Source organism: Gemmatimonadales bacterium (assembly GCA_036265815.1).
Lineage (GTDB): Bacteria > Gemmatimonadota > Gemmatimonadetes > Gemmatimonadales > GWC2-71-9 > CAVVWJ01.
In genome coordinates this window covers 35,741-54,936 of sequence record DATAOI010000092.1, presented here as the reverse complement: position 1 = coordinate 54,936, position 19,196 = coordinate 35,741, and the positions used below count along the sequence as shown (strand labels likewise).

The following is a 19,196-nucleotide window of genomic DNA, read 5'->3' as shown; positions in this document are numbered from 1 at the left end:
CGCCAGGCGCGTGGGTGCCGGCGTGTACCTTGAGGGAGTTCGTTCTGGAGCGCGGGCTGTACCAGCGCCGGGTGAGCCGTCCTGGGGAGGACAGGATGACCGGCTCGGCGACCTGCCTCCCTGAGGTTCTCTATTTCTCCGTCCCGAGGGCTCGCCACTCCCGCCTGAGCGCCTCAGCCATCGCCGACGGAATGGGAATCTCCCGGTAGAGCTCCGCCGCGGCCCCCTCGATGGGCATGCCGAGCCGCCGGCGCGCCTCTTCAACCGGCAACTCCCAGAGCTGGTCGACCGGCATGGTGAAGAGATCGGTGAGGCGGGTGCGCTCAGCATAGCGATAGGCGCGGTTGAAGAGGCCCAGCCGGATCCCGCGAAAGACCTGCCGGAAAGACGCGATTCTCCGCGCGCATTCGAGGAACGCGCCCCCGTAGAACAGGACCCAGCCCACCCACCGGGGCACGCCGCGAGAAGCGAAGTAGAGGCCCTGCTCCACCGCTTCCCCGGCGAGCAGCACCAGCGGCGGCTCGTCATGGGTGAAGGTGGTGCCGGTGAGCACGTGCGAGGCGTCGTGGACCAGGTAGATCTGCTCCGGCGGCCGGGACCCGTTGATCAGCCGCCGAAAGACCTTGAGAAACGCCGGCTTGGCGGGAATCGGCAGCCCCACGTACCCGTTCACGTCGCGGAACCGCTGGACGGCCGTGCCGAGCGGCAGCTCGGCGCGATCCGCCTCCCAGGGGTAGGACGACAGCAGCAGCGTCGCAGCCGTGTCCGGACCGGACGCAGCGGTCGGGCGAACCGGCGCGAGCCGGGAGCTCATCCCGCGCTCCTGGCCAGCGCGCCTCCGGGCTCCGGGCGGCGGTCGGACAGCTCCGCCTCGAGATCCGCCGCGGACCGGCCGCCGATGTACCGGCGGTACCACACCTCGGCGCTCAGCAGCAGCCAGATCCGGTTGCCGTGATCCCGCCGGCGATTCAGGTGCTCATCCACCAGCTGCTGGACGCGCGACGCCTGGAGATAGCCGTCCCGCACCAGCTCGCTCCGGAAGAGGAGCCGCGGGGCGAGGGTGCGCACCTCTTCCTCCATGATGTACATGAGCGGCGACGCGAATCCCTGCTTCTTCCGCCGCAGCACCGCGGCCGGCAGATAGCGTTCCGCCAGTCGTCGCTCCAGATAACGAAGCCGGTTGCCCCGGACCTTGAGCTCGGTCGGGACCCGGGCCATGAACTCCGTCATCCGGGGATCGAGGAACGGCGACCGGGACTCCAGGCTGTACGCCATCGTCGCGCGGTCGAGGATCATGAGCGACTGGCCCGGCAGCCGCGACATGGTGTCCACGTACAGCATGCGGTCCAGCGGCGCGTCGGCCTGCGTCGTGGCGTACAGGTCCAGCAGGCAGGCGTCCGGGCGCCGGCTCCCCAAGGTCGCCCGGTACTCGGGCGTGTACAGCTCGGCCCGGTGCGCCTGGTTGAACCAGAAGAACTGCAGGCTCTCGGAGTACCGGTCGCCTCCGGTCTTCCTCGCCATCTGGTCCACCCAGCGCAGCTTGTGGGTCAGGCTCTTGAAGGTGAACTGGTCGGGCAGCCGGCGGAGGACTTGATCGGCCACCAGATCCCGCACCACCTCGGGCACGGCGCCGTAGGCGTCCAGCCAGCGGCCGGCCGCGTACCGGTCGTATCCGCCGAAGAGCTCGTCGCCGCCATCACCGCCCAGGACAACTTTCACCTCCCGCGCGGTCATCTGTGCCAGATGCAGCAGGCAGATCGACAGCGGATCGGCCGGCTCGTCGAGGGCGGAGATGAGGCGTGGGAGATCGTCCACGACGCTGGGGGTGACTTCCTGGGCGAAATGCCTCGTCTCGTAACGCGCCGCCACGGCCGCGGCGGCCGGGAGCTCGTTCAGGTCCCGGTAGGGGATGCCCATCGAGAAGGTGCGGAGCTCGGGCCCCAGGACCTTGGCCGCGTACGAGGCGATCAGCGTCGAGTCCAGCCCGCCGCTGAGGAAGGCCCCGACCGGCACGTCGCTGGTGAGGTGGAGCCGCACCGTCTCCGCCAGCAGTCCGTCGATCCGCTCGAGGATCTCCGCCTCGGAATAGGTCCACTTGGAGCCGTACGGCAGGTCCCAGTAGCGCTCGATGCGTGAGACGCCGTTCTCCCAGACCAGGAAATGCGCCGGCGGGAGCGACCGGACGCGCTGAAAGAACGTGTCCGGCGGCTGCACGAAGCGCAGCGTGAGATACTGGTCCAGCGCGAACGGGTCCAGCGCCGCGAGCCCGGGATCATCGGCCAGGAGCGCCTTGATCTCCGAGGCGAAGGTGATCCGTCCGCCGTCTTCGGTGTAGAACAGCGGTTTCTGGCCGAAGTGGTCCCGGGCGAGCAGCAGTCGGCGCCGGCGGCGGTCCCAGATCGCGAAGGCGAACATGCCGCGAAGCCGCTGCAGCATGCGCTCGCCTTCCTCCTCGTAGAGATGCACCAGCACTTCGGTGTCGGCTCGGCTGCGGAACTGGTGACCCCGTGCCGCGAGCTCCTGGTGCAGGCTCTCGTGGTTGTAGATCTCTCCGTTGAAGACCACCACCACGCTGCCATCCTCGTTGGTCAGCGGCTGGTGCCCGCCGGCGATATCGATGATGCTGAGCCGGCGCATCCCCAGCCCCACGCCGCCCTCGACGAAAGCGCCCCAGTCGTCGGGCCCCCGATGTGCGATCGCGTCGCACATCCGGATGATCTCCGCCTCGACGATGGGGTCCGGGCCGAGTTTGCCGGCGATGCCGCACATATCAGGCGGCCCGCTTGCCCCAGGCTACCATCATGTAGCCCGGGGAGAAGGGGATCAGGTTGTCCAGCAGGGTCCACGCACGGAGGGCCGGGTACACCGCCGAATAAACTTTATAGGCCGTGCCCACCCGATTCAGCGCCTCCGCCGACATCGGCGCGGTGTCGCCGTGGAAATCCTGCTCCTCGCTCTGCTTGCCTTTGGCCGATTTCCGGTGGTAGGCGTAGTTGAGCAGGTCCTCCAGCGACTCGGTAAAGAGGCGGCAGTAGTCGTCCTGGCCCTGGACCACGAGCCCGTGGCGCTGCATCAGGGCCCCGGCCGCCGCGGGCGGATAGCCGTCCCGCGCATGCCCGAATCCCTCCCGATCGGCGGTGAAGCCCAGCATGCGCTTGAGGGCGAATCCGGGGCGGCCGGTCTCTCCCTTGGGTGCCATGAAGAGGAAATCCCCGCCCGGCTTCAGCACCCGTACCATCTCGGCGAAGAAGGTCTCGTCATCCTCGATGTGCTCCAGGAAGTTGATCGCCGCGACCAGATCGAACGCCCCGCTCCGAAAGGGGAGCTCGCGCTCGGTGATCTGGAGCACGCGGTCTCCCACCAACTGGCGGGCGGAGCGGGCATGGTCCCGCTCGAAGTCGCAGCTGACCCAGGTGCCGCCGCGCTCCCGGAGGAAATGCGAGGTGAGCCCCGTCCCGCAGCCGAGCTCCAGGCAGAGCCGCCCCTGCACCGGCGGCAGGTGCCGCAGCAGGGCCTCGACCGTGAGCTTCTTCTTGAGGGACCGGCGGTACAGTTGCAACTGCCAAGGCTCAGCCACGCGCGACCTCTTGGTTGATCTCGAATGATAGCATGCCACCATGGCGGACCCCGCCCCGCCTCCCGAACCGCGCTCCTACCCCAACGCCCCCGATCGCCTGTAGTCCTCCAAGGTTCTCCGCACCCCGTCCGGCAGCTCCACCTTCGGCGCCCAGCCAAGCACTCGTCGCGCGCGCGAGGTGTCGAACTCCGAGTCGGAGCGGAAGAAATCCATGCGCCGCCGGTAGATCGGGGGATCCAGGTGAAGCAGCCGGCAGGCATCCTCGACCGCGGCCGACAATGCCAGCATCGGGGCGAGGGGCAGCCGGATGCCGAACCGCGCAACGCCGGTCTCCCGGCGCACCAGCTCGATCAGCTCCCGCAGGGTGCAGGGGTGCGGCCCGGCCAGAATGAGCGCCTCGCCCAGCGCCTCAGGCCGCTCGCACGCCAGGAAGAAAGCCGACACGACATCGTCCACGTAGATCATGTGACGGCGTCCGTCGCCCGAGCCGAAGAGCGGGAACCTGCCCCGGCTCACACCCCCGAAGAGCTTGAGCAGCCGGTGGTCCCGCGGGCCGTAGACATCGGCGGGCCGAAGGATCACGAACGGCAGACCGCGTGGCGGCGCCAGCTCGCGCACCATCCGCTCGGCGGCCACCTTGGTCCGCTCGTACACGTTGCCCGGGGCGAGCGGCGAGTCTTCCCGAGTGACGCCCGGCACCCGATGCCCGTAGATCCCGATCGTGCTGCAGTACACGAACCGCTCTACCCGCCCTTCCGCCGCGGCCCCCAGCAGCCGGCGGGTTCCCTCGAGATTCACCGCCTCGAAGAACTCGTCCGTCTTGCCGCCTTCCCGCATCGCGACGGCGAGATGGAAGATGTGGGTGGCCCCGCGGACCGCACGGCCGCAGAGCTCGGCGTCGGTGATGCTTCCCGGGATCACCTCGACGCCCTGCTTCGCAAGGCGGTCGGCGTTGGCGCGCTCTTCCGGGCGGTCGGTCAGACCGAGCACCGCCACCTCAGCCCCGCGTCGCCGCCCTTCCTCCGCCAGATGGGACCCGATGAATCCGGTGCCCCCGGTGACCAACAACCTCATCCGAACCGGTCCGCGAGTGCTTGGGTAATCCGCTCGCTGGCGTGGCCGTCCCCGTAGGGATTCACCGCGTTGGCCATCCGGTCGTAGGCGGCCGCCGAGGTCAGGAGCTCGCTCGCCACCGCGACGATGCGCGTCTGGTCGGTGCCCACCACCACGGCCGTTCCGGCCGCCACCCCCTCGGGACGCTCGGTCACCTCCCGAAGCACCAGGACGGGCTTTCCGAGCGTGGGGGCTTCCTCCTGGACGCCACCACTGTCGGTCAGGATCAGGTGGGACCGCGCCATCAGGTGAACGAACTCCACGTAGTCTACCGGATCGATCAGATGCATTCCGGGCACCTCGCGGAGCAGCTCCTCCACCGTCCCTTTGACCTCGGGATTGGGATGGACCGGAAGCACGAACTGCAGGTCGGGAAAGCGGCAGGCCAGCTCCCGGACGGCCGCACAGGTGGAGCGGAGCGGCGCGCCGAAGCTCTCGCGCCGGTGCGTCGTGATCAGCACCAGCCGCCGCCCGGAATCCAGCCCCTCGAGCGCCGGCGTCCGAAAGCGGTAGTCCGGCCGGACCGTCTGCAGCAGCGCGTCGATGACCGTGTTGCCCGTGAGGTGCACGTCATCCGCCGGCACGCCCTCCGCGAGCAGCTGGTCATGGGCCTGGGCCGTGGGGGCAAAGTGGATGCTCGCGAGACGGGTGGTGAGCACCCGGTTCATCTCTTCGGGAAACGGCTGCCAGCGGTCGCCCGTGCGGAGCCCCGCCTCCACGTGCCCGGAAGGGATCCGCTCGAGATACGCCGCGAACGCCCCGGCGAAGCTGGTCATGGTGTCGCCCTGGACCAGCAGAATGTCGGGGCGAACCCGGCGGAGCAGCCGCGGAAGGCCCTCGAGCACCCGTGCGGTGATCTCGGCCGGCGTCTGGCCGCGCGTCATCAGATCGAGGTCGTGATCGGCCTGGAGACCGAAGACGCTGAGCACCTGATCCAACATCTCGCGGTGCTGGGCCGACACGCAGACCAGGCTCTCGAACCGGCCGGGGGCCGCCTGGAGCGCGCGCACCACCGGCGCCATCTTGATGGCCTCCGGCCTGGTGCCGAAGACGCTCAAGACCCGGATCATCGGGTGGGGACGGCGACCTGCAATCGCTTGGCCAGCGCCTGCATGGTCACGAAACGGAAGCCTCGCTCGATCACCGTGGCGAAGACCTTGCGCAGGATCGCCTCACGCACGCCCTCATAGCAGGGGTGCCCGTAGAGGATGACCAGCTCGTTGGCGTCCAGGTGCTCGCTCAATTGGCGCAGCACCACGGCTTCCGGCGTTCCCTTGGCGCCGTGATACTCCAGGAAGGGGATGGTACGAGGGCCCGAGAGCGTCACCGGGATGGTCCAGTGGCGCAACGGACGACCGCCCGCCTCCGCCCGATGCGGCGCGCCCCCGATGCCGTCACCGTTATAGAGAAAGCCCAGGCGGTCGAGCAGCAGCATCACCCGCTCATCGGAATAGAAGCCGGGCGAGGAGAAGCCGGCCGGGCGTCCGAAGTGGCGCAGGAAGTGTTCGTACGACTCCTCCACGTCGGACTGGAGCACACGGTCCGGCAGCTCGCCGAATCGGCGGCTCCAGATCACATGGTCCATCCCGCCGTGCAGTCCGAGCTCGTGACCCTCCGCCTGGGTGGCGTGGAGCACGGGCACGAAGCTGAGGCCGACCGGACGGCTCAGGGCGGTCTCGACCAGGAATCGAGGCCATCCTGTCTTCTTTATGAGGTGCACCGCCTCGCGGTCGGCCAGTTTGGCCTTGGAGCGCGTGATCCCCGTCCCCAGCCATTCCCTGAGGTTGGTGGACCGGCCCATGTTGACGAAGAAGGTGTTGGACACACCGAAGTCGCGGCACACCGCGCGGATCCGAGGCAATCCATCAGTCACGCAGACCCGGTGGTCCACGTCCCAGCGAAACACGAAGAGGCGATCGCTCACCGGCGTGCCCCGGCTCCCACTTCACGATAGATCTCCTCGAACTGCGCCGCGGTGCGATCCCAGTCGAACAACCGCAACGCGCGCTCCCGTCCCGCCTGCCCCATTCGCATGCGGCGCTCCGGATCGGCCAGCAGCGAGCCGATGGCCGCGGCGAGCGCGGCGCTGTTGCCGCGGGGGACCACCAGGCCGGTGACCCCGTCCTCGACCACCTCGGGCAGGCCGCCGGCATCACTGGCGACGACCGGCGTCTCGCAGCCCATCGCCTCCGCCGCCGGAATACCGAAACCCTCCTCCAGCGAAGGTATCACCGACAGCGCCGCGGCCCGGTAGTAGCTGGGCAGCTCGGTGTTGGGGACCCAGCCGAGGAAGGTCACGTCGGCCGCGATCCCCAGCTCGGCCGCCAGCCGTACCAGCTCCGGCCGCTCGAAACCATCGCCGGCCACGACGACCTTGAGATCGGGGAACCGCGGCTTGAGCTGGGCCGCGGCCTCGATGAGAAACCGGATGCCCTTCCGGGGAAAGAGCTGCCGGCAGGCGAAGACCATGTGAGCGCCGAAGCGCGGGTCGGCCGCGCCGTTCCCATGCTCGACGGGGCTGAAGCGGCCCAGGTCGGTGCCGTTGAAGACCAGCCGGATCGAGCTTGCCGGCGCGCCGGCGCGGAGCGCATGCTGCCGGCAGTCCTCGGTGATCGCGGTGAGCGCGTCCGCCTTCCGGAGGGTCCAGCGCAACGCGGGGCGGACGTACCAGCGGGTGGGGAAATCGTACCCCTGCTCGGGGTTCACGTAGACATCCCCTCCGTGCATGGTGATCACCGAGGGAATCCGGAGCCGTTGCGCCACCCGGACGGCCGCCGGCCCGGTGGGAATCGCCCAATGCGCATGGATGACGTCGGCCTGGTGCTCCCGGGCGGCCGCCATGGTGGCGCGGTACTGCTCCTGGAGATAGTGACTCATCACCACGACGCGGGCGATCTTGCCGAGGTAGTTCACCCGGGTCTGGGCCACCCGGCCGTAGGTGAGATCGGCCGGGAGCTCCATGGGAAACCGGATGACCTTCACCCCGTCGAAGCTCTCGGAGGCGGGCAGCGACTGGTTGCCGGGGGTCACCACCGTGACCGAATGCCCCCGCCGAGCCAGGTGCCGGTTGATGTCGTGGACGTACGTGGCCTGCGTGTCCGTCGCGTGCTGCGGATACCAATAGGTCGGGCAGATGATACGCAACGCAGCTCCTGGGCCCCTGTCAGCACGCGAGGGCTTATCGGCCGCTGTGACCTCCAGCTCCCCAGTGATCATAGCGTGATTCCCACCGAACTCGCTGCGTGGAAGCCTAGAGGGTCGGCCACGAAAGATCAACATTTGTGCCACTTTAGCCCCTGTCCGGCACCCCGGTTTGGCCTGCGCCGCTCCCGCTCCCCGACGAACCTGCCGACAATGTGCAACACCACAGGTGATGCCCCCGAGCGCCATTCGACACGCCCCCTGCCGAAGGCGGAGCGGTCATGCCTGGCGCACCTCTGCGGAGCTGACGGCCGCGGAGGCGGCCGGATGCGTGGGAGAGCTGGTCAACATGGTGGGTGGCAACCTGAAGGCAGCCGGAGACCCGGCTGCTCAACCAGGTGACCTTCGCCTCTCAGGGCCATCGGATCCGGCTGAGCCGCCAGAGTTGACAGGACCCTCCAGCAGCTCCCGCACCTTGGCGGCGAGGTCTTCCTGGGTGAACGGCTTGGCGAGGAAGGGCGCGCCGGCCTCGAGCAGCCCGCCCTGAAACACCTCCGACGGGAAGCCGGACATGTAAAGGATGGGCTTGCCGGGCCAGCGTCGTTCGACGTGACGTCCGAGTTCCCGCCCGCTCATCCCCGGCATCTTGATGTCGGTGAGCACCAGGTGGATCGGCCCGTTGTGTTGCTCGATGGTGACCAGCGCCTCCCGCCCGTGCCGCGCTTCCAGCGCCTGATAGCCGGTCCAGGTCAGCATCCGGACCGCCAGCCGGCGCACCGCTTCCTCGTCGTCGACCACCAGCACCGTGTACCCGTCGACCGGACGTTCGGTACGGTGGAACTGGTTCACCGGGTCCGGCTGAGTCATGCCTGAATCCATCGAAGGAACGGGACGCGCGTAGGGCAGAGAAACTTTGTATGGTCCGCGACCCGCCGCAAGCTCCATCGCGTGTCTCGCCTCGGGGGGCGCGTCTGTTCAGGCGCGGGCGATGGTGAAGTAGAAGGTGGCGCCCTGCCCCACCAGCCCTTCGGCCCAGACCCGCCCGCCGTGCCGGTGGATGATCCGCTGCACCGTGGCAAGTCCGATGCCGGTGCCGGGAAACTCGCTGGTGCGGTGCAGGCGCTGGAACGGTGCGAACAGGCGATCGACGTACGCCATGTCGAAGCCCGCCCCGTTGTCGCGCACGAAGTACCCGGTTTCCCCACCCGCCTGCATGGTCCCGAACTCGACCCGCGGGGCCGGCACGTTCGCGGTGAACTTCCAGGCGTTCGTGAGCAGGTTCTCCAGCGCGATGCGCAGCAGCTGACCGTCTCCCCCCACCACGACGCCGGGCCGGATCTTCACCTCCACCGCTCGCGCGGGCTCCGCCTCCCGCATGCGGTCGAGCAGCAGCTCCACCAGGCCGCTGAGGTCCACCTCCTGCTCCCGGAGCTCGGTCCGAGTGACCCGGGAGAGGTAGAGCACGTCGTCGATCAGCTGCATCATCTGCTGGCTGGCCTCGCGGACCCGCCCCAGGAAATGGCGCCCGGCGTCGTCCAACCGCTCTCCCTGCGTCTCCTCCAGCGCCCGGCCGAAGGCGTCGATCCGCCGGAGCGGGGCGCGGAGGTCGTGGGACACCGCATAGCTGAAGCTCTCCAGCTCGCGGTTCTTGTGCTCCAGGTCGCGCACCAGCTCCGCCCGCGTCTCGGCCAGGTCGCGTGCCTCCTGCTCGCCCTGGCGGAGCAGCTGCGCCTGGCGCTGGAGTAGCGCGTTCTTCTTGGCCAGCTCCACGAACACGGCCACCTTGGACCGGACGAACTCGGGAACGACCGGCTTCACCAGGTAGTCCACCGCGCCAAGCGCGTAGCCTCGGACCGCCTGGGTCTGACTCCGGTCGGCCGCGGTGAGGAAGATGATGGGCGTGTCCCGCGACTTGTCCCGCTGCCGAATGAGGGTCGCGGTCTCGAACCCGTCCATCTCCGGCATCTTTACGTCCAGCAGAATGACGGCAAAGTCCTGGCTCAGGACGCACTTGAGTGCCTCCCGGCCGGAGCTGGCGTGGACCAGGTTCTGTCCCAGCTCCTGCAGCATGGCCTCGAGCGCCAGCAGGTTGGCCGGCTGGTCGTCCACCATCAGGATGTTCACCCGGTCCTCCGCCGGCGCCGGCGCGGGCGCCGGGGCCACGGGCAGGGCGGCCGGCGGGCGGAGAGCGCTCACCGGTAAAGCCAGACGCGGAGGAGGGAGAGGAGCTGCTCCATATCGACCGGCTTGGCGATGTAGTCCGACGCCCCGGCCTCGATGCACTTCTCCCGGTCGCCTTTCATCGCCTTGGCCGTGACCGCGATGATCGGGAGGTTCCGAACCTTGGGCATCTCCCGGATAGCTCGCATCGTCTCGTACCCGTCCATCTCCGGCATCATCACATCCATCAGCACTACGTCGATGTCGGGCGTCTCCTGCAGCCGCGCCAGACCGTCCCGCCCGCTCTCCGCGTGCAGCACCTGCATCTCGCTCCGCTCCAGGAAGGTGGTGAGGGCGAAGATGTTGCGCACGTCGTCGTCGACGATGAGCACCCGGCGGCCGGTGAGCATCGGGTCGGTCCGGTGGAGCTGCTCCAGCATGCGGCGCTTCCCCTCGGGTAGGTTGGCGGTGACCCGGTGCAGGAACAGTGAAGTCTCGTCCAGCAGCCGCTCGGGCGAGTTGGCGTCCTTGATGACCACCGATTCCGCCAGCCGCCGCAATTCCGCGTCCTCCCGCCGGGTGAGCTGTTTGCCGGTGTACACGACGGTCGGCAGCTTGCGGAGCCCGATCTCGCCTTTGACCCGGGTGATCAGCTGGAACCCGGTCATGTCGGGCAGACCGAGGTCGAGCACCATGCAGTCGAACCGGCCGGCCTGCAGTGCCGCCAGGGCCTCCTCCCCGCTGCTCGCCGTGGTGGTCTGCACGTCGGTATCGCCGATCAGCTCCACGATACTCTGCTGCGCCGCCTGGTCGTCTTCGACCACCAGCAGCCGCTTCACCGGGCGATCGACGAACTCGTGCAGGGTGGTCAGCGCGTCGGAGAGCGAGTCCCTGGTGGCCGGCTTGGTGAGGAAGTCGATGGCGCCGAGCCGGAGACCCCGTTGCCAGTTCTCCTCGACCGAGATGATGTGGACCGGGATGTGGCGGGTGGCCGGATCGTGCTTGAGCCGGTCCAGAATGGTCCATCCGTCCGCATCGGGGAGGCGGAGGTCGAGCGTGACCGCCGTCGGCTGGTACTCGCGGGCCAACGAGAGCGCGCGGTCGGCGCGCTGGGCCACCAGTCCCTTGAACCCCCGTTCCCGCGCGAGGTCGAGCAAAATCTGGGCGAAGTTGGCGTCGTCCTCGGCGATCAGCAGGATCCGATCGCCGTCCTCGATGACGGCCCGGTCATCGGGAATGGCCCGCTCCACCACGGGGGCGAGCGGGATGCGAGCGGGAGCGGAGGCCACCCCCTTGAACCCCTCGCTGTCCGTCGGGACGACGGCGCCGACGCCCTCCCCGTCCAGCGACGGCGCCTGCACCGGCTGCGCCGGATAGATCAACGGCAGGTACAGGGTGAAGGTGCTTCCAGCGCCCGGGGTGCTCTCGATCCGGATCTCACCACCCAGGAGCCGGGTGATCTGCCGGCTGATCGAGAGTCCGAGGCCGGTGCCGCCGTACTTCCGGCTGGTGCCGGTATCACCCTGCTGGAACGCCTCGAAGATGACTCCGTGCTTCTCCTTGGGGATGCCGATGCCGGTATCGGTGACCGAGAACGCCACCACCGCATTGGCCCCGTTGAGCATCTCCTGCTCCGGATTCCACCCACCGGTGGCGAGGCTGGCGCGGAGGGTCACCCCGCCCCGCTCGGTGAATTTGAAGGCGTTGGAGAGCAGGTTCTTGAGCACCTGCTGCAGCCGCTTGGTGTCGGTCTGGATGGCGGCCGGCAGGCCGGGCTCGAGCTCGACGGTGAACTGCAACCCCTTCAAGTCCGCCACCTGGCGGAAGGTGCTCTCGACGAACCGGCGGACCTCGCCGAATGGAACGGCGGTCACGTCCACCGCCATGGTGCCGGACTCGATCTTGGAGAGGTCCAGGATGTCGTTGATCAGATCCAGCAGGTCGGACCCGGAGCTGTGGATGGTCTGGGCGAAGCCGACCTGCTTGGTCGTCAGATTGCCGTCGGCGTTCTCGCTGAGGATCTGGGAGAGGATGAGCAGGCTGTTGAGCGGGGTCCGGAGCTCGTGCGACATGTTGGCCAGGAACTCGGACTTGTACTTCGAGATGAGGGCCAGCTGCTCGGCCTTCTCCTCCAGCGCCACCTTGGCCTGCTCGACCTCCTTGTTCTTGAGCTCCACCTCGGTCTTGCCCCGGGAGAGCAGCTGGGCTTTCTCCTCCAGCTCCGCGTTGGTCTTCTGCAGCTCGTCCTGCTGCTTCTTGAGCAGCTCCTCGGACTTCTGCAGCGAGCGGGTCTGCTGCTCCAGCCGCTTGTTGGTCTCGGTGAGCGCCTCCTGCTGCGCCTGCAGGCTCTCGGTGAGGGCCTGGGACTGCTTGAGCAGCTCCTCGGTCCGCATGTTGGCGCCGATGGTGTTGAGCACGATCCCGATGGTCTCGGCCAGCTGCTCCAGGAAGGTGAGCCGGATCTCGTCGAACTCGTCGAAGGTGGCCAGCTCCAGCACGGCGCGGACCTCGCCCTCGAACAGCACCGGCAGCACCACGATGTTGCGGGGAGGCGCCTCGCCCAGGCCGGAGCTGATCTGGACGTAGTCGGGCGGCACCCGGCCGATCATCAGCATGCGCCGGTCCACGGCGCACTGGCCCACCAGCCCCTCGCCCAGGCGGAACTCGGTGGACGCCTGCTTCCGATCCTTGTACGCGTAGTTGGCCAGGAGCTTGAGCGTCGGCTGCTCGCCGGCGGTGTCGACCACGTAGAAGGCCCCATGGTGCGCGGTGACCAGCGGCGCCAGGTCGGAGAGGATGAGCTGCGACACGGCCCCCAGGTCTCGCTGACCCTGCAGCATGCGGCTGAACTTGGCCAGGTTGGTCTTGAGCCAGTCCTGCTCCATGTTCTTCCGGGTCGTGTCGCGCAGGTTGCGGATCATCTCGTTGATGTTGTCCTTGAGCTCCGCCACCTCGCCCAGGGCCTCCACCGCGATCGACCGGGTCAGGTCACCCTTGGTGACAGCGGTGGCCACGTCGGCGATGGCCCGCACCTGGGTCGTCAGGTTGGCGGCGAGCTGATTGACGTTGGCGGTGAGATCCCGCCAGATGCCCGCGGTCCCGGGCACCCGCGCCTGGCCGCCCAGCTTGCCCTCCACCCCGACCTCACGAGCGACATTGGTCACCTGGTCGGCGAAGGTGGCCAGCGTGTTGGTCATGCCGTTGATGGTGTCGGCCAGGGTGGCGATCTCGCCTTTCACCTCCACCCGAAGCTCCTGCTTGAGGTCGCCGTTGGCCACCGCCGTCACCACCTTGGCGATGCCGCGGACCTGGGAGGTGAGGTTGCTCGCCATCCAGTTCACGTTGTCGGTGAGGTCCTTCCAGACACCGGCCACGCCCACCACCTGCGCCTGCCCGCCCAGCTTGCCCTCGGTGCCCACCTCGCGCGCCACCCGGGTGACTTCCGAGGCGAACGAGTTGAGCTGGTCGACCATGGTGTTCACCGTGTTCTTGAGCTCCAGGATCTCACCCTGCACGTCCACCGTGATCTTCTTGTTGAGCTCGCCACGGGCCACCGCCGTGGTCACGTCGGCGATGTTGCGGACCTGGGCCGTCAGATTGCCGGCCATCGAGTTCACGTTGTCGGTCAGGTCTTTCCAGGTGCCGGCCACGCCCTTGACGTACGCCTGGCCGCCCAGCTTGCCCTCGGTCCCCACCTCGCGCGCCACCCGGGTCACCTCCGAGGCGAAGGAGTTGAGCTGGTCCACCATCGTGTTGATGGTGTCCTTGAGCTCGAGGATCTCGCCCCGGACGTCCACCGTGATCTTCTTCGAGAGATCGCCGTTGGCCACGGCGGTCGTCACCTGGGCGATGTTGCGGACCTGCGCGGTGAGGTTGCCCGCCATCGAGTTCACATTATCGGTCAGGTCCTTCCACACCCCGGCGACACCGGTCACCTGTGCCTGGCCCCCCAGCTTGCCTTCGGTGCCGACTTCTCGCGCCACCCGAGTGACTTCCGAGGCGAAGGAGTTGAGCTGGTCCACCATCGTGTTGATGGTGTTCTTGAGCTCCAGGATCTCGCCCTTCACGTCCACCGTGATCTTCTTGTTGAGCTCGCCCCGGGCCACTGCCGTGGTCACCTCGGCGATGTTGCGCACCTGGGAGGTGAGGTTCCCGGCCATCGAGTTCACGTTGTCCGTGAGGTCTTTCCACGTGCCGCCCACGCCGCGCACCTGGGCCTGGCCACCGAGCTTGCCTTCGGTGCCGACTTCTCGCGCCACCCGGGTGACTTCCGAGGCGAAGGAGTTGAGCTGGTCCACCATCGTGTTGATGGTGTTCTTGAGCTCGAGGATCTCGCCCTTCACATCCACCGTGATCTTCTTGTTGAGCTCGCCTCGGGCCACCGCGGTCGTCACCTCGGCGATGTTGCGGACCTGCGCGGTGAGGTTGCCGGCCATCGAGTTCACGTTGTCGGTCAGGTCTTTCCAGGTACCCGCGACGCCCTTTACTTGTGCCTGTCCGCCCAGCTTGCCCTCGGTCCCCACCTCGCGCGCCACCCGGGTGACCTCGGATGCGAACGAGCTCAACTGATCCACCATGGTATTGATGGTGTTCTTGAGCTCGAGAATCTCGCCCTTCACGTCGACCGTGATCTTCTTCGACAGGTCGCCGTTCGCCACCGCCGTGGTGACCTCGGCGATGTTGCGGACCTGCGCGGTGAGGTTGCCGGCCATCGAGTTCACATTGTCCGTCAGGTCCTTCCACGTTCCGCCGACTCCCCGAACCTCGGCCTGCCCGCCCAGCTTGCCCTCGGTGCCCACCTCGCGCGCCACCCGGGTGACCTCCGACGCGAACGAGTTGAGCTGGTCCACCATCGTGTTGATCGTGTTCTTGAGCTCCAGGATCTCGCCCTTCACGTCCACGGTGATCTTCTTCGAGAGATCCCCGTTGGCCACCGCCGTCGTCACCTCGGCGATGTTCCGCACCTGCCCGGTCAGGTTCCCCGCCATCGAGTTGACGCTGTCCGTGAGGTCTTTCCAGGTGCCACCCACGCCCTTGACCTGCGCCTGGCCGCCTAGCTTGCCCTCGGTCCCCACCTCGCGCGCCACGCGAGTCACTTCCGATGCGAACGAGTTGAGCTGATCCACCATCGTGTTGATGGTGTTCTTGAGCTCCAGGATCTCGCCTTTCACGTCGACCGTGATCTTCTTCGACAGGTCGCCGTTGGCCACCGCCGTCGTCACCTGGGCGATGTTGCGGACCTGTGCGGTGAGGTTGCCCGCCATCGAGTTCACGTTGTCGGTCAGGTCCTTCCAGGTGCCGCCCACGCCCTTCACCCGTGCCTGTCCGCCGAGCTTGCCCTCGGTGCCCACCTCGCGGGCGACGCGGGTGACCTCGGAGGCGAACGAGCTGAGCTGGTCCACCATCGAGTTCACCGTCTTGCCAATCCGGAGGAACTCTCCCATGAGGGGCCGGCCCTCGATGTCCAGGCCCATGGTCTGGGAGAGGTCTCCCTTGGCCACCGCCCCAATGACCCGGGCCACCTCGCTGGTGGGCTGCACCAGGTCGCCGATGAGAGTGTTGACCGAGGTGACCGACGCGGCCCAGGACCCGCTCGCGCCCGACAGGTGGGCCCGCTGGGTGATCCGCCCCTCCTTGCCCACGGCGAGGCTGACCCGCTCGAACTCCCGGGCCATCTCCTGATTGAGCTCGACGATCTCGTTCAGGGTGTCCGCGATCTTGCCCGCGACCCCGGTCTTGGAGACCGGCATCCGCACCGAGAAGTCGCCCTTGCGCACCGCGGTGAGGACGATCAGCAGGGCTTCGAGCTCGATGCCGTCGGTGGACATCTTGGGGCGGGAGGACGAGCGCTTCGAGCTACGACCGTTGGGAGCCGACGGCGTGGTTCGCATGAACACTCCGTTTGAACTGGGACGTCTGTGGCTGGTGAGATTGCCAAAGATCGCGTGGTGCTTGGACTTAGCGCTGTGACTAGGGTCACACGATCAGCCGGCACGTGCGAGCCCTATCGACCGGCGCGGTTGTCGCTCATACTTACGACGCTTGACGCGATCTTTCCAGTGGGAGCATCCTGTGTTCCGGTCCACCCTCCAGCATCCACGACCAGAGGCACGCGCATGCTGACGGACCCGCTGCGGATCCTGATTCTCGAGGATGTTCCGATGGACGCCGAGCTCGTGGAATACGAGCTCGCCCGCGCCCGTATTCCTTTCACCTCTCGGTGCGTCGACACCCGCGAGTCCTTCGTGCAGGAGCTCGCGGATTTCCGGCCCGACGTGATCCTCTCGGACTATACCCTCCCCCGGTTCGACGGCATGTCGGCCCTCGCGGTGGCGCGCCAGCGTGCGCCGAGCGTTCCCTTCCTCATCGTCACCGGCTCGGTCAATGAGGAGACGGCGGTCGGCTGCATGAAAGCCGGTGCCACCGACTACCTGCTCAAGAGCAATCTGGCGCGGATCGGCCCGGCGATCGAAGGAGCCCTGGAGCGGGTGCACCTCCAGACCGAGCAGGCCCGGGCCGAAGCCGCCCTGCGCCGTTCGGAGGCCAACCTGCGCGCAATCTTCAACAACAGCCTGCAGTGCTTCGTGCTGGTCGACCGGGACGGCACCATTCAGGCGCTGAACCGCACCGCCGGGGAGTGGTCGGAGCGCATCCTGGGTCGCCGGCCCCGGGAAGGCGACGAGGTCCGGCAGTTCGTGCCCCAGGCGGTGCCGTTGCTTCAGGCCGCCCTCCGGGGTGAGACGTCCACCGTCGAGCTGAGTCTCCGGGATGTCGACCAGGTCGAGCGCTGGTTCGAGATCACCACCACGCCGGTGATCGACGAGCGCGGCGACGTGATCGGGATCTGCCTCGACGCGCGTGACGTGAGCGAGCGGAAAGGCGCCGAGCAGTTGCTGCGCGCCAGCGAGGAGCGCTATCGCGACCTGTTCGACAATGCCAGCGATCTGGTCTGCATGACCGCGCCCGATGGGACGTTCCGCTATGTCAACCATGCCTGGCAGCAGCGGGTCGGATACTCCGGGGAGGAGATCCGCCGGCTCGCCCTGCTGGACGTGATCCACCCCGAAAGCCGCGACCGCTACCGCGAGCTCATCGAGCGGGTGCTCGGCGGCGAGACGCTGACCCACGTGGAGCTGGTCTTTCTCACCCGCGAGGGCGGCAGCATTACGGTCGAAGGGAACCTGAGCTGCACCAGTGCCAACGGCCGCCCCGTGATGATCCGGGGGATCTATCGCGACGTCACCGAGCGGAAACGGGTGGAGGAGCACCTCCGCCGGACGGAACGCCTGCAGGCCGCAGGACGGCTCGCCGGCGGCATGGCCCACGAGGTCAACAACATGATGACCGGCGTGATCGGGTTCAGCCGGTTCCTGCTGCAGACTCTCGATCCCACCGATGATCGTCGCGGCGACCTGGAGGAGATCATCCGGGCCGGCAGCCGCGCCGCCGACGTGACCCGGCAACTGCTCGCCTTCACCCGCCAGCAGATGCTGCGGCCGCAGCTGCTCGACCTGAACGCCGTGGTTCTGGGGATGGAGAAGATGCTGCGCCGCTCGCTGTCCGAGCAGCACCTCCTCGAGCTGCGGCTCTCGCCTACCATCGGACAGATCCGGGCGGACGGAGCCCAGCTCGAGCAGGTCCTCATGAACCTGGTGCTCAACGCGCGCGACGCCCTGGGTGAGCAGGGACGAGTCACCATCGCCACCGGCACGGCATCGCTCGACGAGGTGTACGCCCAACGGCACAATGAAGCGAACATCGCCTCCGGCCCGTACGTCCTGCTCACCGTGAGCGACGATGGATGCGGCATGGATCGGGAGCTGCAGACTCGCATCTTCGAGCCATTCTACACCACCAAGCCCGTGGGCCAGGGCTCCGGTCTCGGCCTTTCGACCGTGTATGGCATCGTCAAGCAGAGCGAGGGCTTCGTCTGGGTGTACAGCGAGCCGGGCCACGGGACCACGTTCAAGGTCTACCTTCCCCAGCTCTCGACTGCGCTTCCCGACCGCCCGGTGCCGGCGCCCCCGCCCGCGCCCTGCCTGGGTACGGAGACCATCCTGGTGGTGGAAGACGAAGCGCTGGTGCGTGGGATGGCGTCACGCGGACTGCGGGAGTACGGCTACTGCGTGGTCGAAGCGGCCAACGGGGTCCTGGCTCTGGCGCTGCTCGAGGAGGGAGCCCTGCGGGTCGATCTCATGATCTCCGACGTCGTCATGCCCGAGATGGGTGGCCGGGAGCTGGGACGGCGGGTCGCCCTGATAAATCCGAGCCTGCCGGTGCTCTACATGTCGGGGTACACCGGTGACGATGTCGTGCAGCGGGGCCTGCTCGACCCTGGGCTGCCCTTTCAGCAGAAGCCGTTCATGCCGGAAGAGCTGGCACGCAAGGTCCGGGAGATGCTCGACGGAAAGGTCGTGGCATCGTAGGCCGCGGCCTCATGGCCACCGGTTCCTCACTGTTCCCGCTTGGCCCTCGCCGCGCGCTTCATCAGGTATACTGCGGCGATCAATACGCCTGCGGCCACTCCCACGATGATCTCGAGACCCATGGTCCGCTCCGGTAAATAGCCGCTACTCCCCGCTCTCCTCCGTCCGGATGTGAAAGTGCCTGGCCCAGACCTGACGGGGCTCACCGTCCACCTCGATCCAGAGATAGCCCGACCGCGCCACCGGCTCCGAGGACTCCGGGTTACGCTCGAGGATGGGATACCAGACGCGCGGATTCAACCCGAGGGCGCGGCGGGCGTGCTCCGCTCGAACGCGCGCCTCTCCGATGACCCGTGGTGACGGAACTGGCAAGAGATCGACCTCCTGACTCGAGGCGGCCGGCGCGGCGCGTTCCCTCGAACATTTGTCCCCGTCATTCTAGATTCGCCTCATGGACCCCACGACGCGGCGTGTGGCCCCGCTCTACTGGCGGGCGATACGGCTCCGCTGCCCCAACTGCGGCGGCGGGGGACTCTAGCGGAGCTGGTTCAAGAGTGGCCGAGCTGGTGTTCGCGGCTATTTTTGTCGCGGTTCTGGTAGCCACACTGCCGGATGCGCCCTGGACCCTCCTCCAGTATGGCGGCGTGGCGCTGATGGGGGTCCTGCCGGTGCTCTTCTATCCATTCTCCAAGACCACGTTTCTGGCCTTCGACTTGAGTTTCCGACCGCCAGGGCCGGAGGACTTCACGGCTCCCTAAGGCTGGTCTCCGGCTCCCGGC

Annotated in this window: 13 protein-coding genes; 2 read left to right on the top strand and 11 right to left on the bottom strand. The window is 67.7% G+C overall.

The features are described from left to right. Positions 1 to 130: 130 nt before the first annotated feature. The 10 genes from VHR41_18500 to VHR41_18455 all read right to left on the bottom strand — a co-directional run bounded on the left by VHR41_18500 (position 131) and on the right by VHR41_18455 (position 15,882). A complete protein-coding gene (locus VHR41_18500; protein ID HEX3236189.1) occupies positions 131 to 814 on the bottom strand; it encodes a hypothetical protein in 684 nt (227 codons plus the stop codon). Next, positions 811 to 2,769 (bottom strand): asparagine synthase (glutamine-hydrolyzing), encoded by a 1,959-nt coding sequence (gene asnB / locus VHR41_18495; GenBank protein ID HEX3236188.1) that lies wholly within the window; start codon positions 2,767 to 2,769, stop codon positions 811 to 813. Before asnB ends, VHR41_18500 begins: the two co-directional genes overlap by 4 nt. Position 2,770: 1 nt before the next feature. Beyond that, positions 2,771 to 3,577, bottom strand: coding sequence for a class I SAM-dependent methyltransferase (locus VHR41_18490; GenBank protein ID HEX3236187.1), 807 nt, complete (start codon positions 3,575 to 3,577; stop codon positions 2,771 to 2,773). Between the two features lie 75 nt (positions 3,578 to 3,652). Continuing rightward, entirely contained in the window at positions 3,653 to 4,651 is a 999-nt protein-coding gene (locus tag VHR41_18485; GenBank protein ID HEX3236186.1) for an NAD(P)-dependent oxidoreductase, read from the bottom strand. Then, complete coding sequence (gene wecB, locus VHR41_18480; GenBank protein ID HEX3236185.1) at positions 4,648 to 5,760, bottom strand: UDP-N-acetylglucosamine 2-epimerase (non-hydrolyzing); 1,113 nt, start codon at positions 5,758 to 5,760, stop codon at positions 4,648 to 4,650. Before wecB ends, VHR41_18485 begins: the two co-directional genes overlap by 4 nt. Then, positions 5,757 to 6,614, bottom strand: coding sequence for a hypothetical protein (locus VHR41_18475; GenBank protein HEX3236184.1), 858 nt, complete (start codon positions 6,612 to 6,614; stop codon positions 5,757 to 5,759). The genes wecB and VHR41_18475 overlap by 4 nt, the downstream gene beginning before the upstream one ends. Then, entirely contained in the window at positions 6,611 to 7,834 is a 1,224-nt protein-coding gene (locus VHR41_18470; protein ID HEX3236183.1) for a glycosyltransferase, read from the bottom strand. Before VHR41_18470 ends, VHR41_18475 begins: the two co-directional genes overlap by 4 nt. 387 nt (positions 7,835 to 8,221) lie before the next feature. Further along, positions 8,222 to 8,698, bottom strand: a complete 477-nt coding sequence (locus VHR41_18465; GenBank protein HEX3236182.1) for a response regulator — start codon at positions 8,696 to 8,698, stop codon at positions 8,222 to 8,224. 108 nt (positions 8,699 to 8,806) lie between these two features. After that, the gene (locus VHR41_18460) at positions 8,807 to 10,027 is read right to left on the bottom strand and encodes a response regulator (protein ID HEX3236181.1); all 1,221 of its coding nucleotides are present in this window, start codon (positions 10,025 to 10,027) and stop codon (positions 8,807 to 8,809) included. Continuing rightward, entirely contained in the window at positions 10,024 to 15,882 is a 5,859-nt protein-coding gene (locus VHR41_18455) for a HAMP domain-containing protein (protein HEX3236180.1), read from the bottom strand. Before VHR41_18455 ends, VHR41_18460 begins: the two co-directional genes overlap by 4 nt. 225 nt (positions 15,883 to 16,107) lie before the next feature. Here VHR41_18455 and VHR41_18450 point away from each other — a divergent pair, with 225 nt between their 5' ends. Beyond that, positions 16,108 to 18,417 (top strand): PAS domain S-box protein, encoded by a 2,310-nt coding sequence (locus VHR41_18450; protein HEX3236179.1) that lies wholly within the window; start codon positions 16,108 to 16,110, stop codon positions 18,415 to 18,417. Positions 18,418 to 18,561: 144 nt separating this feature from the next. Here VHR41_18450 and VHR41_18445 read toward each other — a convergent pair whose 3' ends face one another. Continuing rightward, positions 18,562 to 18,789 (bottom strand): hypothetical protein, encoded by a 228-nt coding sequence (locus VHR41_18445; GenBank protein ID HEX3236178.1) that lies wholly within the window; start codon positions 18,787 to 18,789, stop codon positions 18,562 to 18,564. Between the two features lie 182 nt (positions 18,790 to 18,971). On the opposite strand from VHR41_18445, the gene VHR41_18440 reads away from it, so the two are divergent. Next, positions 18,972 to 19,175: a hypothetical protein gene (locus VHR41_18440; protein HEX3236177.1), complete on the top strand. Its 204-nt coding sequence runs from the start codon at positions 18,972 to 18,974 to the stop codon at positions 19,173 to 19,175. Positions 19,176 to 19,196 lie beyond the last annotated feature (21 nt).

What these genes read in the sequence shown, in the direction of transcription:
- VHR41_18500 (HEX3236189.1), bottom strand. Translation starts at nt 814, where the DNA reads ATGAGCTCCCGGCTCGCGCCGGTTCGCCCGACCGCTGCGTCCGGTCCG.
- asnB (HEX3236188.1), bottom strand. Translation starts at nt 2,769, where the DNA reads ATGTGCGGCATCGCCGGCAAACTCGGCCCGGACCCCATCGTCGAGGCG.
- VHR41_18485 (HEX3236186.1), bottom strand. Translation starts at nt 4,651, where the DNA reads ATGAGGTTGTTGGTCACCGGGGGCACCGGATTCATCGGGTCCCATCTG.
- wecB (HEX3236185.1), bottom strand. Translation starts at nt 5,760, where the DNA reads ATGATCCGGGTCTTGAGCGTCTTCGGCACCAGGCCGGAGGCCATCAAG.
- VHR41_18465 (HEX3236182.1), bottom strand. Translation starts at nt 8,698, where the DNA reads ATGACTCAGCCGGACCCGGTGAACCAGTTCCACCGTACCGAACGTCCG.
- VHR41_18455 (HEX3236180.1), bottom strand. Translation starts at nt 15,882, where the DNA reads ATGCGAACCACGCCGTCGGCTCCCAACGGTCGTAGCTCGAAGCGCTCG.
- VHR41_18450 (HEX3236179.1), top strand. Translation starts at nt 16,108, where the DNA reads ATGCTGACGGACCCGCTGCGGATCCTGATTCTCGAGGATGTTCCGATG.